This window comes from Flavobacterium luteolum, from assembly GCF_027111275.1.
GTDB lineage: Bacteria > Bacteroidota > Bacteroidia > Flavobacteriales > Flavobacteriaceae > Flavobacterium > Flavobacterium luteolum.
Map to the genome: position 1 here is coordinate 4,023,109 of NZ_CP114286.1, position 20,353 is coordinate 4,043,461.

A 20,353-nucleotide genomic window follows, 5' to 3' on the forward strand; every position below is an offset into this window, starting at 1 on the left:
AATTTTACATTCCATTTTATTTTAAAATCAATTTAAATAGATTTCAAACTGTTATTATTCATAACAAAAAGAAAATACGCTTTCATTTTTTGCTAAGAAATGGTACATTAGCAAAAAATCCTAAATTCATATATGCTAGAGCAAAATCAATATACCGAAGATAATATTCGTTCACTTGATTGGAAAGAACATATCCGTATGCGTCCGGGAATGTATATCGGGAAACTTGGAGACGGTTCTTCTCCAGACGATGGTATTTATATTCTTTTAAAAGAGGTTTTAGATAACTGTATCGATGAGTTTGTAATGGGCTCTGGAAAAACTATTGAGGTAACGATAAAAGATAAAACGGTTTCGGTTCGTGATTACGGACGTGGAATTCCGTTGGGGAAAGTGGTCGATGTAGTTTCGAAAATGAACACAGGAGGAAAGTACGATTCTAAAGCTTTCCAGAAATCAGTTGGTTTAAATGGTGTCGGAACAAAAGCAGTAAATGCACTTTCAAATTATTTTCGCGTAGAATCTGTTCGTGAAGACAAACAAAAAGCAGCGGAGTTTTCTGCTGGAAATTTGGTTTTAGAAGAAGATGTTATTGAGACCACAAAACGTAAAGGAACAAAAGTAACTTTTACGCCAGACGAAACGATTTTCAAAAACTATAAATTCCGTCTAGAATATGTGATTAAAATGGTTAAAAACTATTGTTATCTAAACAATGGTTTGACTATTATTTTCAACGGAGAAAAATACTATTCAGAAAACGGACTTCGTGATTTATTAGAAGAAACAATCAGCGAAGAAGATTTAGAATACCCAATTATCCACTTAAAAGAACATGATATTGAGGTTGCGCTTACTCACAGTAAAACGCAATATAGCGAAGAATACCACTCTTTTGTGAACGGTCAGAATACAACACAAGGAGGAACGCACTTAGCCGCTTATCGTGAGGCGGTTGTAAAAACGATTCGTGAATTTTACAATAAGAATTTCGAAGCATCAGACGTTCGTAAATCGATTGTGAGTGCGATTAGTATTAAAGTAATGGAACCGGTTTTTGAGTCTCAGACCAAAACAAAATTAGGTTCTACAGATATGGGTTCTGATGATGGAACGCCTGCTGTTTCTGTTCGTACTTTCGTTAACGATTTCATTAAAACGAAACTAGATAATTACCTGCATAAAAATCCAGCAACTGCCGAGGCTTTATTGCGTAAAATTCTTCAGGCAGAACGTGAGCGTAAAGAATTATCTGGAATTAGAAAACTGGCGACAGATCGTGCTAAGAAAGCCAATCTTCACAATAAAAAATTAAGAGACTGCCGTGCGCATCTTCCAGATACCAAAAACCCAAGAAACTTAGAAAGTACGCTTTTCATTACCGAGGGAGATTCGGCTTCTGGATCGATTACAAAGTCGCGTGACGTAAATACGCAAGCGGTTTTCAGTTTGCGTGGTAAGCCTTTGAATTCATACGGAATGACAAAGAAAATCGTGTATGAAAATGAAGAGTTCAACTTATTGCAAGCAGCGCTTGATATCGAAGACGGATTAGAAAAATTACGTTACAATAATATCGTAATCGCAACCGATGCCGATGTCGACGGAATGCACATTCGTTTGCTTTTGATTACGTTCTTTTTACAATTTTTCCCAGAATTAATCAAAGAAGGACATTTGTATATTTTACAAACACCGCTTTTCAGGGTTCGTAATAAAAAAGAAACCATTTATTGTTATTCTGAAGAAGAAAGAAAAGACGCCATCGAAAAATTAAAACCAAAACCAGAAATTACCCGATTTAAAGGTTTGGGAGAGATTTCTCCAGATGAGTTTAAAAACTTTATTGGAGATACGATCCGCCTTGATCCGGTTATGATGGACAAGCATACTTCAATCGAGCAGTTATTATCTTTCTACATGGGTAAAAATACACCTGACAGACAAGATTTTATTATCAAAAATCTGAAGGTTGAGATTGATGAGCTAGAGGAGGTTTAAAAGAAAGAATTATAGAAGAATTTTTTAGTATTTATACTGAACAAAATATATGAAAGACGAAGAAGACGATAACATAATTCCAAGCGACGACGAGAATAATCAAGATGAAAACCATATTGATGACAATCAAAATGGAGATGACGATGAGATTATCGATGTAGATGCGAAGCATTTCGAAGGACAGCATTTTTACGAAAATCAGGAAGAAGAAGGAGAAGACGTTATTACGAAAGTAACCGGAATGTACAAAGACTGGTTTTTGGATTACGCTTCGTATGTAATTCTAGAACGTGCAGTTCCTGCTATCGAGGACGGATTTAAACCTGTTCAGCGTCGTATTATGCACTCTTTAAAAGAGTTGGATGATGGTCGTTATAATAAAGTTGCCAATGTTGTTGGTCACACCATGCAGTATCATCCACATGGAGATGCGAGTATTGGTGACGCCATGGTGCAGATTGGTCAGAAAGATTTATTGATTGACTGTCAAGGAAACTGGGGAAATATTTTAACGGGTGACGGAGCAGCTGCTTCGCGTTATATTGAGGCACGTTTATCTAAATTTGCTTTGGAGGTTTTATATTCTCCAAAAATTACCGATTGGGGTGTTTCGTATGATGGTCGTCGTGCAGAACCAAACAATCTCCCTGTAAAATTCCCATTGCTTTTAGCACAAGGTGCAGAAGGTATTGCAGTTGGACTTTCTACAAAAGTATTGCCTCATAACTTCAATGAATTGATTGACGCTTCGATCAAGATTTTAAAAGGAAAATCGTTTACGCTTTATCCAGACTTCATGACTGCTGGTATTGCTGACGTGTCAAATTATCATGATGGAATGCGTGGCGGACGTGTGCGTGTGCGTGCTAAAATTTCTCAATTAGACAAAAATACATTGGTCATTACGCAAATTCCGTTTTCGACTAATACATCGAGTTTAATTGACAGTATTTTGAAAGCCAATGAAAAAGGTAAAATCAAGATCAAGAAAATCGAAGACAATACGGCTGCCGATGTTGAAATTTTAATTCACCTTTTCCCAGGTGTTTCCCCAGACAAAACAATCGACGCACTGTTTGCTTTTACAGCCTGTGAAACTTCTGTTGCACCTTTAGGATGCGTTATTGAAGATAACAAGCCGTTGTTTATCGGAGTTTCTGAAATGTTGAAAATTTCAACGCACAGAACAGTCGATTTACTTCGTCAGGAATTAGAAATTCAGTTAGAAGAATTAAAAAACAAGTGGCATTTTTCTACTTTAGAAAAGATCTTCATTCGTGAAGAAATGTATATCGACTTCAAATTATATGGAGATAGAGAATCACTATACAAATATTTATACGATCGTTTTGAGCCTTTCAAAAAATCATTTGTCAGAGAAATTAATGATGATGATTTACAGCGTTTGACTCAAATTCCGATGATTCGTATTACACGTTTCGACTCTGATAAAGCCGATGATTTAATTGCTAAGTTAGAAGACGAAATGAAAGAAGTAGAGCATAATCTAGAACATTTAACAGATTTTGCAATTGCTTATTTTACCAAATTAAAAGAAAAATACGGAAAAGGACGCGAACGCCAGACAGAACTTCGTGTTTTTGATAACGTTGAAGCTACGAAAGTAGTTTTAAGAAATACAAAACTATATGTAAACCGTGAAGAAGGTTTCGTAGGAACAAGTTTAAAGAAAGATGAATACGTAGGAGACTGTTCTGATATTGATGATGTTATCGTGTTTTTACGAGATGGAACATTGATGATTACAAAAGTCGATGCCAAAACCTTTATTGGAAAAGACATTATACACGCTGCAGTTTTCGATAAAAACGATAAACGTACTATTTACAATATGATGTACCGTGATGGTAAATCTGGACCGTCATATATAAAACGTTTTAATGTTACGGGAGTTACGCGCGATAAAGCTTACGATTTGACTAACGGAACAAATGGTTCGCAAGTTGTTTATTTTTCGCACAATCCAAATGGAGAAGCTGAGGTTGTGACTATTTTGCTTCGTCAGGTTGGAACAATCAAGAAACTGAAATTCGATATTGATTTTGCTAAACTGGCTATTAAAGGCCGTGGCTCTAAAGGAAATTTGGTGACCAAATATCCAATCAAGAAAATCGAATTAAAAGAAAAAGGAATTTCAACTTTATTGCCAAGAAAAGTTTGGTTTGACGATACTGTAAAACGTTTAAATGTTGATGCAAGAGGCGAATTGTTAGGTGAATTTAAGCCAAGCGATAAAATTTTAGTAATCAGCCAAAGCGGTAAATTAAAAGTTATTATTCCAGAATTATCAACTCATTTTGAGGAAGATATGATTGTCCTAGAAAAATGGAAGCCTAAAAAACCAATTTCTGCTATTTATTATGATGGTGAAAAAGAGCGTTATTTCTTGAAACGCTTTCTGGTAGAAAATGAAGGAAAAGAAGAGAGTTTTATTACAGACCATCCAAATTCACAACTAGAGATCGTTTCTACAGATTATCGTCCAGTAGCGCAATTGATATTTGCAAAAGTAAAAGGAGTCCAAAAAGACGATTTACATATTGATGTAGAAGACTTTATAGCCGTAAAAGGTTTTAAAGCTCTAGGGAATCAATTGACAACAGATAAATTAAGGCAAGTTAACTTGTTAGATCCGCTTCCTTATGAAGAGCCAGTCGAAGAAGTTCCTGAAAAACCAGAAATTCCAGAAGATGATTCTGTGGAGACAGAATTAGATGACGACGGCCAGATAGGCTTGGTTTTAGAATAAAAAAAGAAAACGCTAAGATTAATTTCTTAGCGTTTTTTTTATAGAGTTAAATTAATTTTCAATCACGACAGACTCTGCTATAATCCATTTCACTTCGTTGTTTTCAATAATTACCGATATGTTGTCGTTGTCTTTAACTTCTCCAGAGATAATCTTTTTAGCTAGAGTCCTTCTTAAATGTGTCCTAATGATGTTTTTGATAGGTCTTGCGCCATATTTAGCATTATAGCCGTTTTCAGCTAAATACAGTTTAGTTTCTAAAGGAATTTCTACTGTAATTTTACTATTGTTTAATAAATCAATGAATTCTTTTCTAAGGTGAATCTCAAATATTTTTAGCGCATTTTCTTTATTAATTGGAGCAAAGGGTACGATTTCGGTCAATCGCCCTAAAAATTCGGGCCTGAAATAATTTGCCATAATTTCCATTAAAGAACTAGAAGTTGGAATGTCACCATTATTAAATGTATTGACGATATGATCTGCGCCAATATTTGAGGTAAAAAGAATTATGGCATTGGAGAAATCTCCTTCTTTGCCTAATCTATCGTGCAGTTTTCCTTCGTCCATAATCTGTAGAAATACGTCAAAGACAGAAGGATGTGCTTTTTCAATTTCATCAAACAAAACAATAGAATATGGTTTTTGTCTAATCTTGTTTACTAATAACCCACCTTCTTCGTAACCAACATAGCCAGGAGGAGCGCCGTATAATAAAGCTGCCGAATGCTCTTCTTTAAATTCAGACATATCAAAACGAATAATAGCGTTTTCATCCTGAAAAAGAAATTCAGCTAATGACTTGGCCAATTCTGTTTTTCCTGTTCCTGTTGGCCCTAAGAAAAAGAAAGAAGCAATTGGCTGACCTGCTTTGCTAAGTCCCGAACGTGATTCTAAAATAGATCCAGCAACAGTCTCAATGCAATGATCTTGACCGATTACCCTTCGGCATAAAACTTCTTCAATAGTATTTAGTTTTAGTTTTTCTTCTTCTTTGAGTTTTCCTGCGGGAATTCCTGTTTTTTTAGCAATAATCAATGACAAATCAAAAGCTTCAATATGGGAGCGTTTGTCAAGCGCTTTTTCCTCAAGCGTGCTAATTAGGTTCTCAATATAATTCAGAATAGATTCTGATGTTTCAAAATTTATTTTTTCATTTTGTTCATCAATATCTATCAAAAATGCTGTTTTGTTTGTTAAATCATGAAGAAACCACTTATATTCCTTTAGCAATTGATTTTCAGATAAATTGTCTTTATTTTCTTTTAAAAGATTTAATTTATTGGTAATGGACTGTTTCTCATTAAGAAAAGTTTCTCCCGAAGTTTTTAAAACCGACATTGTATGGTCGATCAAGTTAATTGCTGATTCAGGAAGACTTTTTTCCTTTAAATACCTTTTAGATAGTCGAATAGATTCTGAAATCGTTTCATCATCTATTTGTATTTTATGATGTTCTTGATAGCTTTTGATAGATTCACGAATCATGCGAAACAGAGTTTGATCATCCGCTTCTTCTAATTTTACAATTTCAAACATTCCAGCAAGCCCTTGCTCTTTTTCAATTCTTTTGGAATATTCATCAATTGTAGAGGTTGCAATAATATTTAACCCCTTTACCAGCTCACCTTTAAGAACATTTGAAACACCTGAATCTCCTCCATGTTTATCAAGTAAAACATGAATTTCTTCAATAATTAAGATGGCTTTTGGATATTGCTTAAGTTCCTGAATACAGTTTTTTAAGAGATCTTCTATTTCGCCTTTGTATGAAGCTCCAGCAATAAGTGACGACAAATCAAGTTCAAAAAGCTGTACTTTGTTTAAAACATCTGGAACTTGATTGGCTATTACATCTTGAATAAGAGTGTCGATTAAAATTGATTTCCCAATGCCGCGATCGCCTATAAGCAGAACATTTGGTTTAGAAAATCGGCAGAGTATTTCTTTTATGGCATTCAATTCGGTTTCACGACCAATCGCAGATGCTCTTTTTTTAATTTTTTCAAGGTTTTTATGAACACAATATTTGCTTAAAAAACCTTTTTTAACTTCTTGTTTTGTACCATTATCAGTTTGCGGAAGTATAATTTGATCCTCTAATAATTCATTTCTTGAGATAGGGTAAGATTTCATTTGATCAAAATTGAAACCTACGCCGGGAGAACTTAAAGCAATTATAGTGGAATAAAGACTAATCTCATCTTCATTCAAAGCTATTCGCACAGATTCTGCCTCTTTTATGACATCATCAATCAAATCACTAGGCTCAGCATCAAGTACATGAATGGTTTTGGGCTCTTCTTCGATTCGAACTTCTGCCCATTCATCAAGATAATAAACATCTTTGCCCATAGATTCAAGCCGTTTCAAAAGTGATAAATCTCTGTTTAAAATGGCTTTTAATAAATGGGATGCCGAATAGTATTTATTTGAATTGTTTTTAGCAATTTTCTTAGCAATTTCTAATGCGCTTAATAGTTCTGCACTGAAAACATTTTTTTCTTCTTCCATATCAAGTTTAATCTTTAGACCAGATCAGGTATTTTTTTACTTTATAGCTGATATTCAATCCTTTAATGCAATTAGTTTGTTTGTCTTTATTTAAACGTATTGATTCGATTTTTATCTTTTTACCTTTTACAGAAGAACATAATTGAGAGAAAGTCATTAAATCTTTATCATTTTTTACAACAGGAATGTCTAAGTCATCACACAAAAAATCGGCAAAATCATCTTTTACTTTACTGCCTTCTGCTACTTTTTTGAATAAAATTTCAAACTGATCTTCAGACATTTTAGGCGCTTTTTTAATTACAGCAGTACTGTCTTTTACCGTTTTGGTTTTTGGTGCAACTGGAACATATTGAAGCATTTCTTCAAGAGGATCCTTTTTTACAGATCCCCGTGGCAATGCAAAATCTTCTGCTCTTTTTTCAAATTCATATGAATTTACGTCCAGAGGATTAGTCTTTTTAATAACTCTTGGATGTACATAAATAATCTTTTTTGCCACGCGGCTAAAGTCCCCATTTATAACTAAAGTGATTGTTTTTTCACCTGGAGTAATAAAACTGTAAACTGGATTAGATGAGGTTTCATCAATACCTTTATTCTCTCCAAACGCCCATTCCCAAGTTCGTGCATTATCTGAAATGGATTTAAAATAAGCGGGTTGTCCAACTGTAATAGTTTTTGGCGCAATAATTTTTGGCGTGCCCATTTTATCAGCAGCAAATTTGTCTTTTATGGTGATTTCTTTTGTGTGGGTGCAATTACCATTAATTGTTAAAGTAACATAGTATTTTCCTGCATTTTTATAGATGTGAAACGTGTTTTTTCTGATATCTTTTTCTGATCCATCCCCAAAGTCCCAAACCCATGATTTTGCATTAGGAGTTTTGTCATAAAACTCTATCGATTCTTCTGATTGTGAATGATCTGTGAAAATGTAAAACTTGACGTCTTCGCAGTCTACATGATTAAAAAATTGTATGATAAACGCAATGACTCCAGCTAGTAAGAGAAGTGTAAAAAAAAATAAAACCCTAACATCAATATTTTTTTGATTCATTTCGACATTTTTCTATGTAAGATAAATTTTAATAAAAATAAAAAGCAAATGTAATTTTATTTATTTTAAAAAACTTAAATTTTGTAATATAATTTTTACAAATTTATTTGTATTCTTACAAAATATTTCACTAGGTTTGTGTTCGATTCAATCAAAAAGTAAGTAAAGTTGTAATAAATGAATAATTTTCAAAAATAAGAATTTTCGTATATTAAAAAAGAAAGTAAACTGAAAAGTTTTGAGGTTTGAATAATGTTGAATTTTTAAGAAAGACTAAATAATATTTTTATGAAGCAGTTTGTTATAATAATTCTGGTAATGCATTTATTTACAGAAAGCCATGCTCAAAAATATATTTCGCAAATTCCCTTCAAATATGATTATTCTTTAGAGCTGTTAAAAAAGCAGACACAAATGAATGAAACAGGTTTGAAAAATAGAATTATCGTTAATGATAATTCAGAGAATTTAAGTGATGAAGTACTTGCCTTAAAAGAAAAATACTCCATTATTCTGGCTGTTATTCCAAATAAAATCACCAACTATAAATTGTATTCTTATATAGACCCATGGCTTAATACACCATACAAAGAAAAAAGCTTTTCTAAAAAAGGAATCGACAGTTCTTATTTTCTGCAGTCTTTATATAGCGACGTTTACAAGGTTACGCTTCCGAAAGATCCTGCAGGTATGTGGAAGTCTAAATCTATACAAATTTTTACTGGCCGCAGTTTCCTTGCCGAAGGTGATCTTGTTTTCTTTCGATACGATAAAGACCATCCGATATCTGATGTTGGTTTGTACCTGCATAATGACAGAATTCTGGCTTGTACAGAGAAAGGTCTTGAGATCTATAATTTCAATGATGAATATTTTCAGTTGCGATACATAGGCGCAGGGCGAATTAATGAGGATGGAAAGAAGAAGTAAAAAAAGTCTTGAGGATCTTGCATTCGAAATTGAAAATATTTCGTATGACATTAGGGCTGAAGTTATTGCTAACGAACTTCTTGAGTCCGGGGCAGTTGTGCAGGATGAAATTACGGTTTCTAATCAGGGGCAATTTTCGCGTGCCTACAGAAGCGACATTTTGGAGGCGGTAATTCAGGATGATAATTATGATAAACAGGAATATTTAAATATACGATTATCACGAGATAGTATGTATGATGCGCTTCCAGAAGGTTTTGTGCATAGCTTGACTGAGAATAATTCTGATAAGTCTGTAAAACAGATGATAAGGGAGCATAAACATCAGAAAAAGCAAGAAGCTGAAGCTCGTGTTTTTTTTACTCCTTTTGAAAATGAAATTTTTCATTATCGCACTAAAGTAGAAAGTATTGAAAGGAACTTTTTATATAAACTGAACGGAAGCAAACCGTTGGATTTTTTCTATGATTTTTGGGGATTATCACACATTTACCCTGAAACTTTAGTTTCAAAATTTATACAGCTGCTGCCATATGCGTACAAAATAGTGGGAGACATTGAGCTTGCCTGCCATTGTTTATCAAGTATTATTGAAGAAAAAGTAACCTATACAACAACAAGTTCTAAAGAATATAGCGAAGAAGGGGAACAGGTCAGGTTAGGAGAAAACAGATTGGGAGTTGATTTTATTACTGGAAAAGATTACATGGATTATTCCATGAATGTAAGGATAGAAATTGGTCCAATAACCAATAAACCTTATCAGCATTATCTTAAAAACGGGGACATAAAAATATTTATAGATTGTTTTTGCGAACATTTTTTTCCAATGGAAGTTGACATAAAAACAGTCTTACTGATTAATAAAGAAACAGAAGAGTTTAATTTTAGTAAAGAACCTGTGTTAGGGTATACAACACGAATTTAGTAATGGTAAAGAAGCATTTATTAGCCCTTATTGATATTAGGCTTATTGTATTTTTAGTAGTAATTATAGCGGTAAGCTTTATACTTACGATGGTATTCAGCGATAAAATAAAAGAATTTGCAGTACAGTATAAAAGAAAGTTTTACATCTATATTTTTTCATTTGTATTGATTTATGCATTGGTTGGCTTTTTAGGCTACAATAAATTATTTACAGAGCTTTCAGACGAGTTTCGATTTTATCAAATTGCCTCGCTGTTATTTGGAATCCTTAATGTGTATTTATATCGATGGTACTTTAACGAGTTTAACCTAAAAGGCGTTGTGGGTATCGAATTATTGTTTTCATTTTTAGTAACACTTTATTCAAATGTATTATTTGTGATTATTTATACCGCCTTAAACGGAATTGCACTAACATTTTTAATGTGCTCCCATTTTTTGATATTCATAGTGCCAACTGGAGTTTATGCTGCTTTTAATTACATGATGCAGATTCCTCCTAAAGAATATGTGACTTGGAAAATTCCAGAAAGAAAAAATCCCTTTCCTGAGATAGAAAATGTTCAAATGAAAGATTTGTTGTTGATTACCTTATTAATCCAGAAAAAAGAAAGTGACACTAAATATACTTCTATAAGATCTAAAGGTCCCGTAAGAATTGATTTTGGGGCGTTGTTCTATCATACTGTTTCAGGATATAATCAGCATAATGCTGAAAGTAAAATTGATTTAAAAGAAAACGGTGAAAATTGCAGTTGGGTATTCTTTTTACAGCCAAAATGGTATCAAACAGCCAAATATATAGATGCAAAATATACTTTAGGTATGAATGGTATTACTGAGAATTCGGTGATTATTTGTAAAAGACAGAAAAAAGAAGAAACCAAAGTAAATAAAAAAGGTAAGGATAAAGAAGGGTTTATGTTCGAACCTAAGATTGAAAATAAAGAAAAAGAGGTTGAAGCTTAATGTTGCTGAGAAAATATGTATTACGAAGACAAACCCGAAGAATCCCCATACAATAAGTTTCGTACTTATAAAATCCAGAAAGGAGATACTCTGGCAAGTGTTGCTCAAGATCTTGGTGTTGAGGCTGATGAGCTTAGATGGTATCATAATATGTATTGTGAGATTCAGGATTTAATAGAAGCAGATTTCAAAAGCTATTCTCAGTTTTTAATTCTGGCACCGGAAAAATATATTGAAGAAAGAAAAGAAAAAGAGGAGAAAAATGCTCAAAAAGTAAGTTTGGGAAGTGATTATACATTGCCATTTGTTGCAGACAAAATTAATAATGATTTCCACGTTAATTACACCACTGTTTTTGGAGATGCTGTTGATACAATAGAAATGAAAGTAAGTGTAAAATGGCTTGCTACTGATAGAAACAATTATCATTTGTTTGAAATAGAAAAAGGATCTATTTATGTAAATAATAGTATACCAGATACCATTATGGATGAACTGGCTGCAAAAACTGCTGCTGTTTTATATCCATTAAAAATTGTGGTGGATGAATCTGGAAAGTGGGTTGATATTTACAATTATAGTGAAATAGAAAGCCGATGGAAAGATACTAAAGAAGAAGTTCTGGATTATTTTGAAGGGGAGGTTGCCGAAAATTATATTGAATATTCAGAATATGCTTTAGAAAATTCTGAAACATTATTTAATTCTCTTGCTTCAGATTATTTTTTGAGAGCTTTTTTTAACGGCATTTACGTTGGTTATACCTCAAATTATTCGTTTCAAAAAGAAGTCTTTTTTCCATTAGAAAAAGAAGAAGAATCGAAGTTTGCGGTGCAGCAAAAGATAGATTCTATTTTAGATGATTCAAATTTGGTGAAAGTAGAGCAAAAAGGAGATTTTGTAGATTCTGGTGGTGAAACCAGTTTTGGATTTGACCCGTGGAAAGGAAAATTCAACGCTTCGTATTTTCTGGATGAACATAGTTATTGTATTGAAAAGATAGATTTAGAATGCAGTATTGAGTATGATGAACCAATAAAAGTGATCATACAAATTGAATCTTTAAAGAAAGAAGAAAATCAGAAGTAAAGAGTTAAAACAGAATAGTTAAGTGAATATAATATTTATAATGGTAAGGCAATGAGTGAGAAACATATAGTAGTTCAGGGAGCTTCACTAAAATGTAAATTTAGCGTAGAACCTAAAAAAGATATATTAAAAGTAAAATCGCAGAATAAGCATTATGCTAATGATAAAGATGCTGAGAAAAAACTCATTGCGACCGACAAAGAAATTGGACAGACTTTAGAGAAAAATACTTTTGGGAAATGCAAAATGCAGCCAAACGGAAGCGGTGATTATCTGCCGTGTCAGGCCACAATTACTAAGTGGATTGCTTTTTACGAAAAAGTAACCTTGAGTAATCAAGGGAAGATTTTACTAGAAGACAGTAAAGGAACCTGTCCTATTGGAGGGCCAGATTGTATAGAAGTTGATAAACATGGTCAAAAAGCAGAAGCGAGCAAGCAAAATGCTAAAAAAGCGAAACCGCAGGTAAATAATCAAATAAATCCTTTGGTTAATACCTCAAAATTTCAGGAGAGTTTAGAAGAGAGTGATTCTATTTGTAAATAAAATAAAATAGTATGTCAGATTTTAAAATAATTGGAAATCCGGATCCTGTTGTAGGTAAGGAAGAATTCTATTCGGTAAATACTTTTTTACCCAATGTTCTGCCTTTTCAAAACCCAGTTTCTAGCAATAGTTTTGAACAGCCAGTAAAATGGGAAATATACATTCTTGAAAATGGAAGATGGCGCAAGACAAAAGAAAATGATAAAACGGGAAAAAGAATTTCTTATACATTCTTGCAAAAGAGTTTAAATAGAAAAGGTATCCGTATTTTGGCAAGAAGAGGGCAAGATGTGGCACGTCTTAATGTAACCACACATCCAGCCGAAAAACCAAAAATTGAGAGTATTGAATTACTGGATAAAAACGGACAAAAACCAGCAAAACCGCTTTCTTACGGACAGACTCTAAAAGCAAGGGCTCACTGTCTTCATATGGAAAAACAAAAGGTATATGTTACCTTGTGGGAAGATGATGCTACTGGTGCCGGACATAACAAAGCAAACGAAAAGAATCTAATACAAACACTCTCAGGAGTTGTTGCAAACGGTAAAGCAGATGTTGACTTTTTGCTGAGACCAAGTTTTGCTAAAATAGCAAATAGAAGTAAAGACGAAGGCAATATTCATGAGTATTATGTTACTGTAGATTTTAATAAAGAAAAAATTGCAAGTAACAATGTGAATGTGCATGACCTTGAAGCACCGGTTGCGCCCTATAAGGCAACGACAACACCAAAAGAAGCTGAAAAGCCAAGCAATCCTACCAAGAAAGATTCTCCAAAGCAAGATGCATCAGGTGCTAAAAAAGAAAAGGGGCGAATCAATTCAGTGAATCTTACTGACACAGCTGGAAATAAGATTAAAGGAACGTTTAAAGAAAAACAGATTAAAGTCTGGATTAACTCAACAGGGTTAAAAGGAAAGGATATCAGCTTAAAACTATATGACGAAGATGTAGCTAGCAACGATTTACTGTTTCAGCAGGAATTTACGCTAAAATCTGATTTGCATGCGATTGTTGTGCCTCTAGATACAATTCCTCGAAGCCTTGGAGGAAATTTTTGGACTGAAGGTGCAGAACAGGAACTGTTTGCAGAAGTAAAAGTGTTGCAGGCAAATGATTTAAAAAAGAGTGAGGTCGTAGATGTAGATGCTGAAGTTTTTAAACAGGATCCTGTAGAGCAGACTAATAAGACTGCGAAGGTTGGAGAGGGTGAAAAGAGTGGCGGGAAAAATGAGAAAAAGGGCACTTGTGATGAATGCACTAAGCCTATAACAGCTAAGCAATTAAAAGATATTTTCCCTAAAGCTGATTCAGCAAAATTAGAGAAAGTAGCCGCAACGTATACTAAATATATGAAAGATTTAGGAATGGATACTTGTTGGAATAAAGCACATTTATTTGCTCAGGCAAGAGTTGAGTCCGGTTTAAGTTTAGAATTAAAAGAAGGAGAAGGATTTAATTATTATTATGAGAGTTTATCAATTTTTAAAGCATTTCAAACCAAAGAAGGGAAAGAAAAAGCAAAATTATGGGGTAGACCAACAATCAGACCTAAAAAGCCAGGAGTTTCGTTAGAGGATCAAAAAAAAATAGCTAATTGGGCATATTCTCCTCCAGCAAAAAAAGCAAAAGAAATAGGGAATACTGAAGCAAATGATGGTTGGAACTATAGAGGTAGAGGATTAGTCCAAGTAACAGGAAAAGGTTTTTATGAGTATTGTAATTTATATACAAAAAAAAATAGTTTAGATGTTGTTAAAAAACCAGACTTAATAGGCGAAAGCATTGAGTTATCTATATTGAGTTCTATGATTTTCTTTAAGTGGAAGAATTTGAATACAATCGCAAATAAAACACATGATGTAGTAAATAAAATCTGTCCTAAAGTTGGTAATGATGTAAAAATTAAGGATGAAAAAGGTAAGTCTTCATCAAATTATATAGAAAAGCAAAAAGCATTTAACGAAGTAACATCTGAAGCATTTAAAATTGATAACTGTAAATGGGGAGAAAAAGTTGAAATTCCTAAAACAAAGGGGAAATTTTCGACATATGATAATGAGTATTCAGCAGAATCAAAAACCGCATATATTAATGTTATTGTTCCTAAGGATAGAAGAACAGAAGGAATGTTTGTATTTTTTGATGACACAGAAATAGTGCAGAAAGGTTACGCGTTAGCAATGGGAACAGTTAACAATAATTTCTTTGAGAGAAATGGAAAAGGAAGTACCCCTACTGGACTTTGGTCATCTTCTTATTCAAAAACTCACATTGGTGAAGCGAGTTATGGAGATTATGGTTTAATTCACATAGATGGAATGACTGGAGATGCAAAAAAAGCTACTGCACCTGGGAAAAGAGATGGAATTGCTATTCATAGTGGACACACTACTAAAGTTGGAATAAATGATAATGGCCCGTTAATGGTTACTTATGGATGCATTAGAGTATATAATGCTGACATGAAAGAATTAGTTGAAAATTATAATAAAGTTAAGGGCAAAGGAAAAACAATTTATGTCTATGTTGAAGAAGTAGATTCTATGGATGATGTATACAAAGACTACGATATGGTTGTTGATCCCAAAGATAAAAGAAGAAATTATAGTAAAAATGCAAAACAATAATTCAATGAAAAGAACAATTATTTTATCTATTATAACGATGTTAGTTATTAGTTGTAATTCTCAAACAAAGGAAAAAAAAATGGAAGTTAAAGGGTCAATAAAAAAAAACGAAGATAAGTTATATGCCGAATATATACCATTAATGAGAGATTTGTTAAAAGGCAATGGTTATAAATTCCTAGAGCATAGTGAATTTAAGAATAAGGTTGTTGAATATTTCGGAGTTGATATTGATAATGCAAAATTTAATGATGTTTATTTAGAAAGTGGGCTTGGATATACAGCTTTGAGTTATGAAGGTTTTATAGATACTTATCAAGTTGATAGAGGTGTAATTGATGGAGCTGGAGATGCTTTTGCAGATATTTTAAAAGATGGACTGAATAATGATTATAATATTGATTTTATAAACTACAATAAGATTTTATTTAATGATGATTTATCTGCAATATCAAAAGTAAACTTAGATAAAGATAAAGTTGAAGATATTGTTGTGTATTTAAATTATGAAAAAAACAATCTTTTAAATAATTCATTTGTAAAGAATATAAAGAAGGTTGACAATTATAATGAAAGTTTTAAATGGCATCTTCTATGGTATAATAATAAAACAAAACCAGATGTAATTAGAAAAAAAATATTGCAAGATATAGCTAATAAAAAGCCTGATTTTATTTTTGATTTAGCTTATTTTCTGAAAAACAATTCTAATAAAATTAAAGAGAAAACAGATGGTTCATTGATTGATGCCACACTAGCTTTTTTAATAGAAGTTGAATTGCAGCATTATGAAGATAAGGATTTGAATGATAATAAAGGTTACAGTTTGCTTAATAATTTTTATATTCAAAATCCTAAGATGTTAGACAGATTTAAATCTCAAAAATTTTATGGATATCCATTAATTGACAGTTATACTAAAAAGTACTTATTAATGTCAGAAGAAAATGAGATTTCTTATGGTAAAGTTATCGATCCTGATGGCTACACTAACGTGAGAAAAGATAAAAATAGTACATCAGCTATAATTGAAAAAATTAAATCAGGCGAAAGAGTTGAAATATTAAATGATTCAGAAAATTGGTGGCTGATAAAAACAAATTCTGGAAAGAAAGGATATGTTTATAAAACCAAAATTAAATCTGAATAATATAAAAAAGCATATATGCTCCTTGACATATTGAAAAGAAAAGCCATGGCTAGCAAAAGTTTTATGCTTTTATTGCAAATGTAAATAAACCTAGAGATCAGGTTATAGGTTTAATGGAAGCAAAAATAAATGCTTTAGGTCCATCAACAGTTTCAAAACATTGTGCAAATTCTAGTATAATTAATGTATTCGATATATCAATTAGTAGACTTAGTAATCCAAATGATTTTTTAACAGAGATTCAAAAAAGGTCAGAAGTAGATCAAGTTTTAATTGAGAACGCTGTTTATCATGTTGAAATTACTCAATAAAAAAATATTTATAAAATGAAATATATATATATAATTATTCATTTATCAATCTTAAGCACTTTTACTTCCTGTAAAGGACAAGAGAAAGAAAATGCCAACATAATTACAAATAGTCGTGTTCAAGCGACTATAACAAAAAGCGGAGTGTATTATTATACGCCAGGTCTAAAAGAAATAGATTCCCTTAAAAAAGTTATGGGGGAAAAGAATTTTTATGTTATAGCCGACGATAACAACGCTTATTTTTCGGAGATATCCCAAAAACTAGGTAATAATCTCATAAAATTAAAATCCAGAAATGTTTATTTTGAAAATGAAAACTTCAATCTAAATATAAACTCTTTAAAAAATAATTGGGGAATTGTAAAGTATATCAAAGGAAATAAGCCTGTAATTTATTCTTTTATCGACTATAATTTGCTTTTAAATGATAGGAGTGAAAAAGTTGGTTCACTAAAAAACAATGATTTAATAAGGATTGAGAATACGTCATTATTTGTAAATCAAAAGGAGTATAAAGGTTTGATAATTAATAAAATGTCACTGACTACAAGTTTAGAAAAAGTAGATAAGCGAAGTTTTGTTTTAACATATGAATATAATGGATCTTCCACAAAAATGAAACAAGTTTATAGTTTTACATGTAAAAATGATGCTGTTTATTTAACATCTAAAGAAATTCTAAAATATAGTAAAGAAGGTTTTTTATCTAATAAAGTGTATTTGAAAAACTATAAACTAATTAATCAGTTGTATAGTGATTTGGAAGGCATAGGAAGTTCTTTACATGACTCATTTACAAAAAATAAATCATTTGCTTTCACAAATCTATATGACAGTTTTTATAAAAAAATTGGTATTCTAAATTTTACAGTAACAAATGATGATAAATTTATAGAAGCTCCACTCAATGAAGATAAACATATACAAGACATTAAAATAATAGATACAGATAAATTAAATGATGTGGCGTATTATTTAGAGCAGTCAGGAGCTTATAAAGAGTCTATATTTTTTTTAAATAAAATTATAGATGATAATCCTGAAAGGGTTGTGGCATGGTTGAATTTGGCAGATGCTCAATGGGGAGATAATAGAAAAAAGGATGCTAAATTATCATATCAGAAATATATTCATTTAATGGAAATTCAAAACAAGGATATAAAGAAAGTACCTCAAAGAGTTTATGAAAGGATTAAATAATTCTTTGAATTAATAATTAAGGTTCCTTGATATATTGAAAAGAAAAGCCCTAGCTAGCAAAAGCGCAATCCTTTTATTAGCTGAGGGAATTAAATGAAAAATTATGAAATTATTATTAAAAATATTGATATTAAGCCTCTTAATAAATTTCATGTAATGGGCAAGTTTCAAATAAGAAAAATCAGGTTTCAAATGAGAATAGAAACATTGCATATTTTTATGATTATGATTTAGATCAAGACGGAATAAAAGATAAAATTATACTTTATACAAATGATGAAGAAAAAGGAGAGTTTGAGAGAATTCATTTTGGACTTTCAATGGAAATAAAAAATGGGTTGCCAAATAATACTTTTCAAACGTGGTATGAAAATAATAATATTATTTCCAAGAACGATTTTAACTGTGCTGCAGAAGGATTTAATAGAATTGTATTTAAAGGGAATTATTTTACAATAGAAGATTATATATGTTCTGATAATATATCTATTTCAACTTATATTACTTTCAACGTATTTAAGGACAAAATACTTCTTCATAAATACAGTCAAACCTACTTTGACAAAGCCGATCACGATAAAAAAATACCATCAAAAACTTGGACAAAAAAAGATTTTAATGATATTAATTTTGAAGATGTTACTGAAGATTTTTTGCTAAAGTTAAGTCAAACAAAACCGAAAAAATAATAATGAAGTTTAATGCAAATTTCCCTGATAGAGCGAGCATCTCGTTCGTGATAATTTGTATTAGATTGTATTTTAAGCACCTCAGGGACTATCTAGAGAGACACTTCCGCTAGCAGAGGAGCAAACTTGGAGTTTTTGTTTCTAATAAACACTAACCAATACAAAAATATGAATTCTAATTATATAAAATACTTAAATCAAATAGTTATTACCACCGCTATTATAACCTTATTTACAGCTTGCAAAATAAATAAATCTCTCGTTGAAGAAAGTAGTAGTACAAAAGATGTCAATATATATGTCACAGGATATGAATATAATGACAGTAAGTTTGAATCTTCAATTGAGGAAATGGCTGATGAAGTAGGCATGAAACATATTGTAAAATTGTGGAAAAACGGGAAAGATATTGACTTAGAAAGTAAAGAACTATATTCAGACGCAGAATCAGTAGTTGTAAACAACAAAGATGTTTATGTCGTCGGATCTGTTAGACCAAACAAGGAGTATATTGCAGTTATTTGGAAAAACAGAAAAATACAAAAGTTAACAGATGGTAAAACAACTGCTTATGCCAATTCTTTGTTCATAGAGAATAACAATGTTTATATTTTAGGTGCCCAGTTTAATAAAAGTAATTATACTATAAAAGTTTGGAAAAATGGGATTCCCATAGATGAAATTAATGGAGAAAATTGGGTGGATGCTTCTTCATTTTTTGTAGACAAAGGAGATATCTACATTTGTGGATATGAAAATATAATGAATAAATCCACAGCGAAAATTTGGAAAAACGGGAAGCCACAAAATATTACAGATGGAATGAATAATGCTTACGCACTATCTTTATATGTAGAAAAAGGCATTGTTTATACTGTAGGTTATGAAATAATAAACAATAAATATATACCAAAATTATGGATAAACGGAAAGGCTCAAAACCTTTCTGATAATCCAAACAATTCAACTGCAAGAGCAATATATGTAAATAAAAAAACTGCATATATTGTTGGAAGTGAATTTATTAATGGAGTTGAAACAGCAAAGTTATTTATAAATGGTAAACCTAAATATATTACAAATGGTAAAAAAAGGGCCTATGCTACTTCAGTGTTTGTCCATAAAAGCAATATTTATATCACAGGATTTGAGACAAATGATGTAGATAGAACGGTCGCAAAACTATGGGTAAATGGTGTTTCTGAAGACCTAACAGATGGAACAAAAAACGGATTTGCAAATTCGATTTTCATTGAGGAAAAAAAATGAAAATCAATTGTTGAATAAAAGTCTTTTCTCCGGTAAGAGGATGTTCAAAATTTAATAACATTTTTCAATTAAAAATTGACAATAACCCCATTCTCACGAGAGTCCTTTCGTTTGGCATTTAAAAAATGTTAATCTTGAATGTTTTAGGATGAGTAGAAATTATAAATTTTATAAAAGGTAAAAGATTTGTTTTTATAAAGTTTAGAGTATTTCAATTCTGAGAAATATAGTAGGATAAGACTAATATTAATCTAAAAAAGGAAAAGAATAAAAAGCTTTTCGAGAACAA

General features: G+C 31.7%; 15 protein-coding genes. 13 read left to right on the forward strand and 2 right to left on the reverse strand.

Annotated elements, in window-relative coordinates:
• Positions 1–132: 132 nt before the first annotated feature.
• Together OZP10_RS17250 and OZP10_RS17255 are read left to right on the forward strand one after the other, a co-directional pair.
• The gene (locus tag OZP10_RS17250; protein ID WP_281631982.1) at positions 133–2,001 is read left to right on the forward strand and encodes a DNA topoisomerase IV subunit B; all 1,869 of its coding nucleotides are present in this window, start codon (positions 133–135) and stop codon (positions 1,999–2,001) included.
• A 49-nt stretch (positions 2,002–2,050) separates the two neighbouring features.
• Entirely contained in the window at positions 2,051–4,771 is a 2,721-nt protein-coding gene (locus tag OZP10_RS17255; RefSeq protein WP_281631983.1) for a DNA gyrase/topoisomerase IV subunit A, read from the forward strand.
• A gap of 51 nt (positions 4,772–4,822) precedes the next feature.
• Here the strand turns inward: OZP10_RS17255 and OZP10_RS17260 are convergent, their stop codons facing one another.
• Positions 4,823–7,285 carry an AAA family ATPase gene (locus OZP10_RS17260; protein ID WP_281631984.1) on the reverse strand — a complete coding sequence of 821 codons (2,463 nt, stop codon included), beginning with the start codon at positions 7,283–7,285 and terminating at the stop codon, positions 4,823–4,825.
• 7 nt (positions 7,286–7,292) lie between these two features.
• Complete coding sequence (locus OZP10_RS17265; RefSeq protein ID WP_281631985.1) at positions 7,293–8,345, reverse strand: PKD domain-containing protein; 1,053 nt, start codon at positions 8,343–8,345, stop codon at positions 7,293–7,295.
• 288 nt (positions 8,346–8,633) lie between these two features.
• Here OZP10_RS17265 and OZP10_RS17270 point away from each other — a divergent pair, with 288 nt between their 5' ends.
• The 11 genes from OZP10_RS17270 (at position 8,634) to OZP10_RS17320 (ending at position 20,064) form a co-directional block, all read left to right on the forward strand.
• A complete protein-coding gene (locus OZP10_RS17270; RefSeq protein ID WP_281631986.1) occupies positions 8,634–9,275 on the forward strand; it encodes a C40 family peptidase in 642 nt (213 codons plus the stop codon).
• Positions 9,259–10,203 carry a type VI secretion system baseplate subunit TssG gene (locus OZP10_RS17275; RefSeq protein ID WP_281631987.1) on the forward strand — a complete coding sequence of 315 codons (945 nt, stop codon included), beginning with the start codon at positions 9,259–9,261 and terminating at the stop codon, positions 10,201–10,203. Before OZP10_RS17270 ends, OZP10_RS17275 begins: the two co-directional genes overlap by 17 nt.
• 2 nt (positions 10,204–10,205) lie before the next feature.
• Positions 10,206–11,174, forward strand: a complete 969-nt coding sequence (locus tag OZP10_RS17280; protein WP_281631988.1) for a TssN family type VI secretion system protein — start codon at positions 10,206–10,208, stop codon at positions 11,172–11,174.
• Between the two features lie 15 nt (positions 11,175–11,189).
• Positions 11,190–12,263, forward strand: a complete 1,074-nt coding sequence (locus tag OZP10_RS17285) for a LysM peptidoglycan-binding domain-containing protein (protein ID WP_281631989.1) — start codon at positions 11,190–11,192, stop codon at positions 12,261–12,263.
• 51 nt (positions 12,264–12,314) lie between these two features.
• Complete coding sequence (locus OZP10_RS17290) at positions 12,315–12,809, forward strand: DUF4280 domain-containing protein (protein WP_281631990.1); 495 nt, start codon at positions 12,315–12,317, stop codon at positions 12,807–12,809.
• An 11-nt stretch (positions 12,810–12,820) separates the two neighbouring features.
• Positions 12,821–15,442: a L,D-transpeptidase family protein gene (locus OZP10_RS17295; protein WP_281631991.1), complete on the forward strand. Its 2,622-nt coding sequence runs from the start codon at positions 12,821–12,823 to the stop codon at positions 15,440–15,442.
• A 4-nt stretch (positions 15,443–15,446) separates the two neighbouring features.
• The gene (locus OZP10_RS17300) at positions 15,447–16,592 is read left to right on the forward strand and encodes an SH3 domain-containing protein (RefSeq protein WP_281631992.1); all 1,146 of its coding nucleotides are present in this window, start codon (positions 15,447–15,449) and stop codon (positions 16,590–16,592) included.
• A 113-nt stretch (positions 16,593–16,705) separates the two neighbouring features.
• Entirely contained in the window at positions 16,706–16,903 is a 198-nt protein-coding gene (locus OZP10_RS17305; RefSeq protein WP_281631993.1) for a hypothetical protein, read from the forward strand.
• Between the two features lie 15 nt (positions 16,904–16,918).
• A complete protein-coding gene (locus OZP10_RS17310) occupies positions 16,919–18,106 on the forward strand; it encodes a tetratricopeptide repeat protein (protein WP_281631994.1) in 1,188 nt (395 codons plus the stop codon).
• Between the two features lie 320 nt (positions 18,107–18,426).
• On the forward strand, positions 18,427–18,795 hold the full coding sequence (locus tag OZP10_RS17315) for a hypothetical protein (protein ID WP_281631995.1): 369 nt from the start codon (positions 18,427–18,429) through the stop codon (positions 18,793–18,795).
• A gap of 168 nt (positions 18,796–18,963) precedes the next feature.
• Positions 18,964–20,064, forward strand: coding sequence for a hypothetical protein (locus tag OZP10_RS17320; RefSeq protein WP_281631996.1), 1,101 nt, complete (start codon positions 18,964–18,966; stop codon positions 20,062–20,064).
• Positions 20,065–20,353 lie beyond the last annotated feature (289 nt).

Excerpts from the sequence above, each read along its gene's own strand:
- OZP10_RS17250 (WP_281631982.1), top strand. The coding sequence starts at position 133 with ATGCTAGAGCAAAATCAATATACCGAAGATAATATTCGTTCACTTGAT.
- OZP10_RS17255 (WP_281631983.1), top strand. The coding sequence starts at position 2,051 with ATGAAAGACGAAGAAGACGATAACATAATTCCAAGCGACGACGAGAAT.
- OZP10_RS17260 (WP_281631984.1), bottom strand. The coding sequence starts at position 7,285 with ATGGAAGAAGAAAAAAATGTTTTCAGTGCAGAACTATTAAGCGCATTA.
- OZP10_RS17265 (WP_281631985.1), bottom strand. The coding sequence starts at position 8,345 with ATGAATCAAAAAAATATTGATGTTAGGGTTTTATTTTTTTTTACACTT.
- OZP10_RS17270 (WP_281631986.1), top strand. The coding sequence starts at position 8,634 with ATGAAGCAGTTTGTTATAATAATTCTGGTAATGCATTTATTTACAGAA.
- OZP10_RS17275 (WP_281631987.1), top strand. The coding sequence starts at position 9,259 with ATGGAAAGAAGAAGTAAAAAAAGTCTTGAGGATCTTGCATTCGAAATT.
- OZP10_RS17280 (WP_281631988.1), top strand. The coding sequence starts at position 10,206 with ATGGTAAAGAAGCATTTATTAGCCCTTATTGATATTAGGCTTATTGTA.
- OZP10_RS17285 (WP_281631989.1), top strand. The coding sequence starts at position 11,190 with ATGTATTACGAAGACAAACCCGAAGAATCCCCATACAATAAGTTTCGT.
- OZP10_RS17290 (WP_281631990.1), top strand. The coding sequence starts at position 12,315 with ATGAGTGAGAAACATATAGTAGTTCAGGGAGCTTCACTAAAATGTAAA.
- OZP10_RS17295 (WP_281631991.1), top strand. The coding sequence starts at position 12,821 with ATGTCAGATTTTAAAATAATTGGAAATCCGGATCCTGTTGTAGGTAAG.
- OZP10_RS17300 (WP_281631992.1), top strand. The coding sequence starts at position 15,447 with ATGAAAAGAACAATTATTTTATCTATTATAACGATGTTAGTTATTAGT.
- OZP10_RS17305 (WP_281631993.1), top strand. The coding sequence starts at position 16,706 with ATGGAAGCAAAAATAAATGCTTTAGGTCCATCAACAGTTTCAAAACAT.
- OZP10_RS17310 (WP_281631994.1), top strand. The coding sequence starts at position 16,919 with ATGAAATATATATATATAATTATTCATTTATCAATCTTAAGCACTTTT.
- OZP10_RS17315 (WP_281631995.1), top strand. The coding sequence starts at position 18,427 with ATGGAAATAAAAAATGGGTTGCCAAATAATACTTTTCAAACGTGGTAT.
- OZP10_RS17320 (WP_281631996.1), top strand. The coding sequence starts at position 18,964 with ATGAATTCTAATTATATAAAATACTTAAATCAAATAGTTATTACCACC.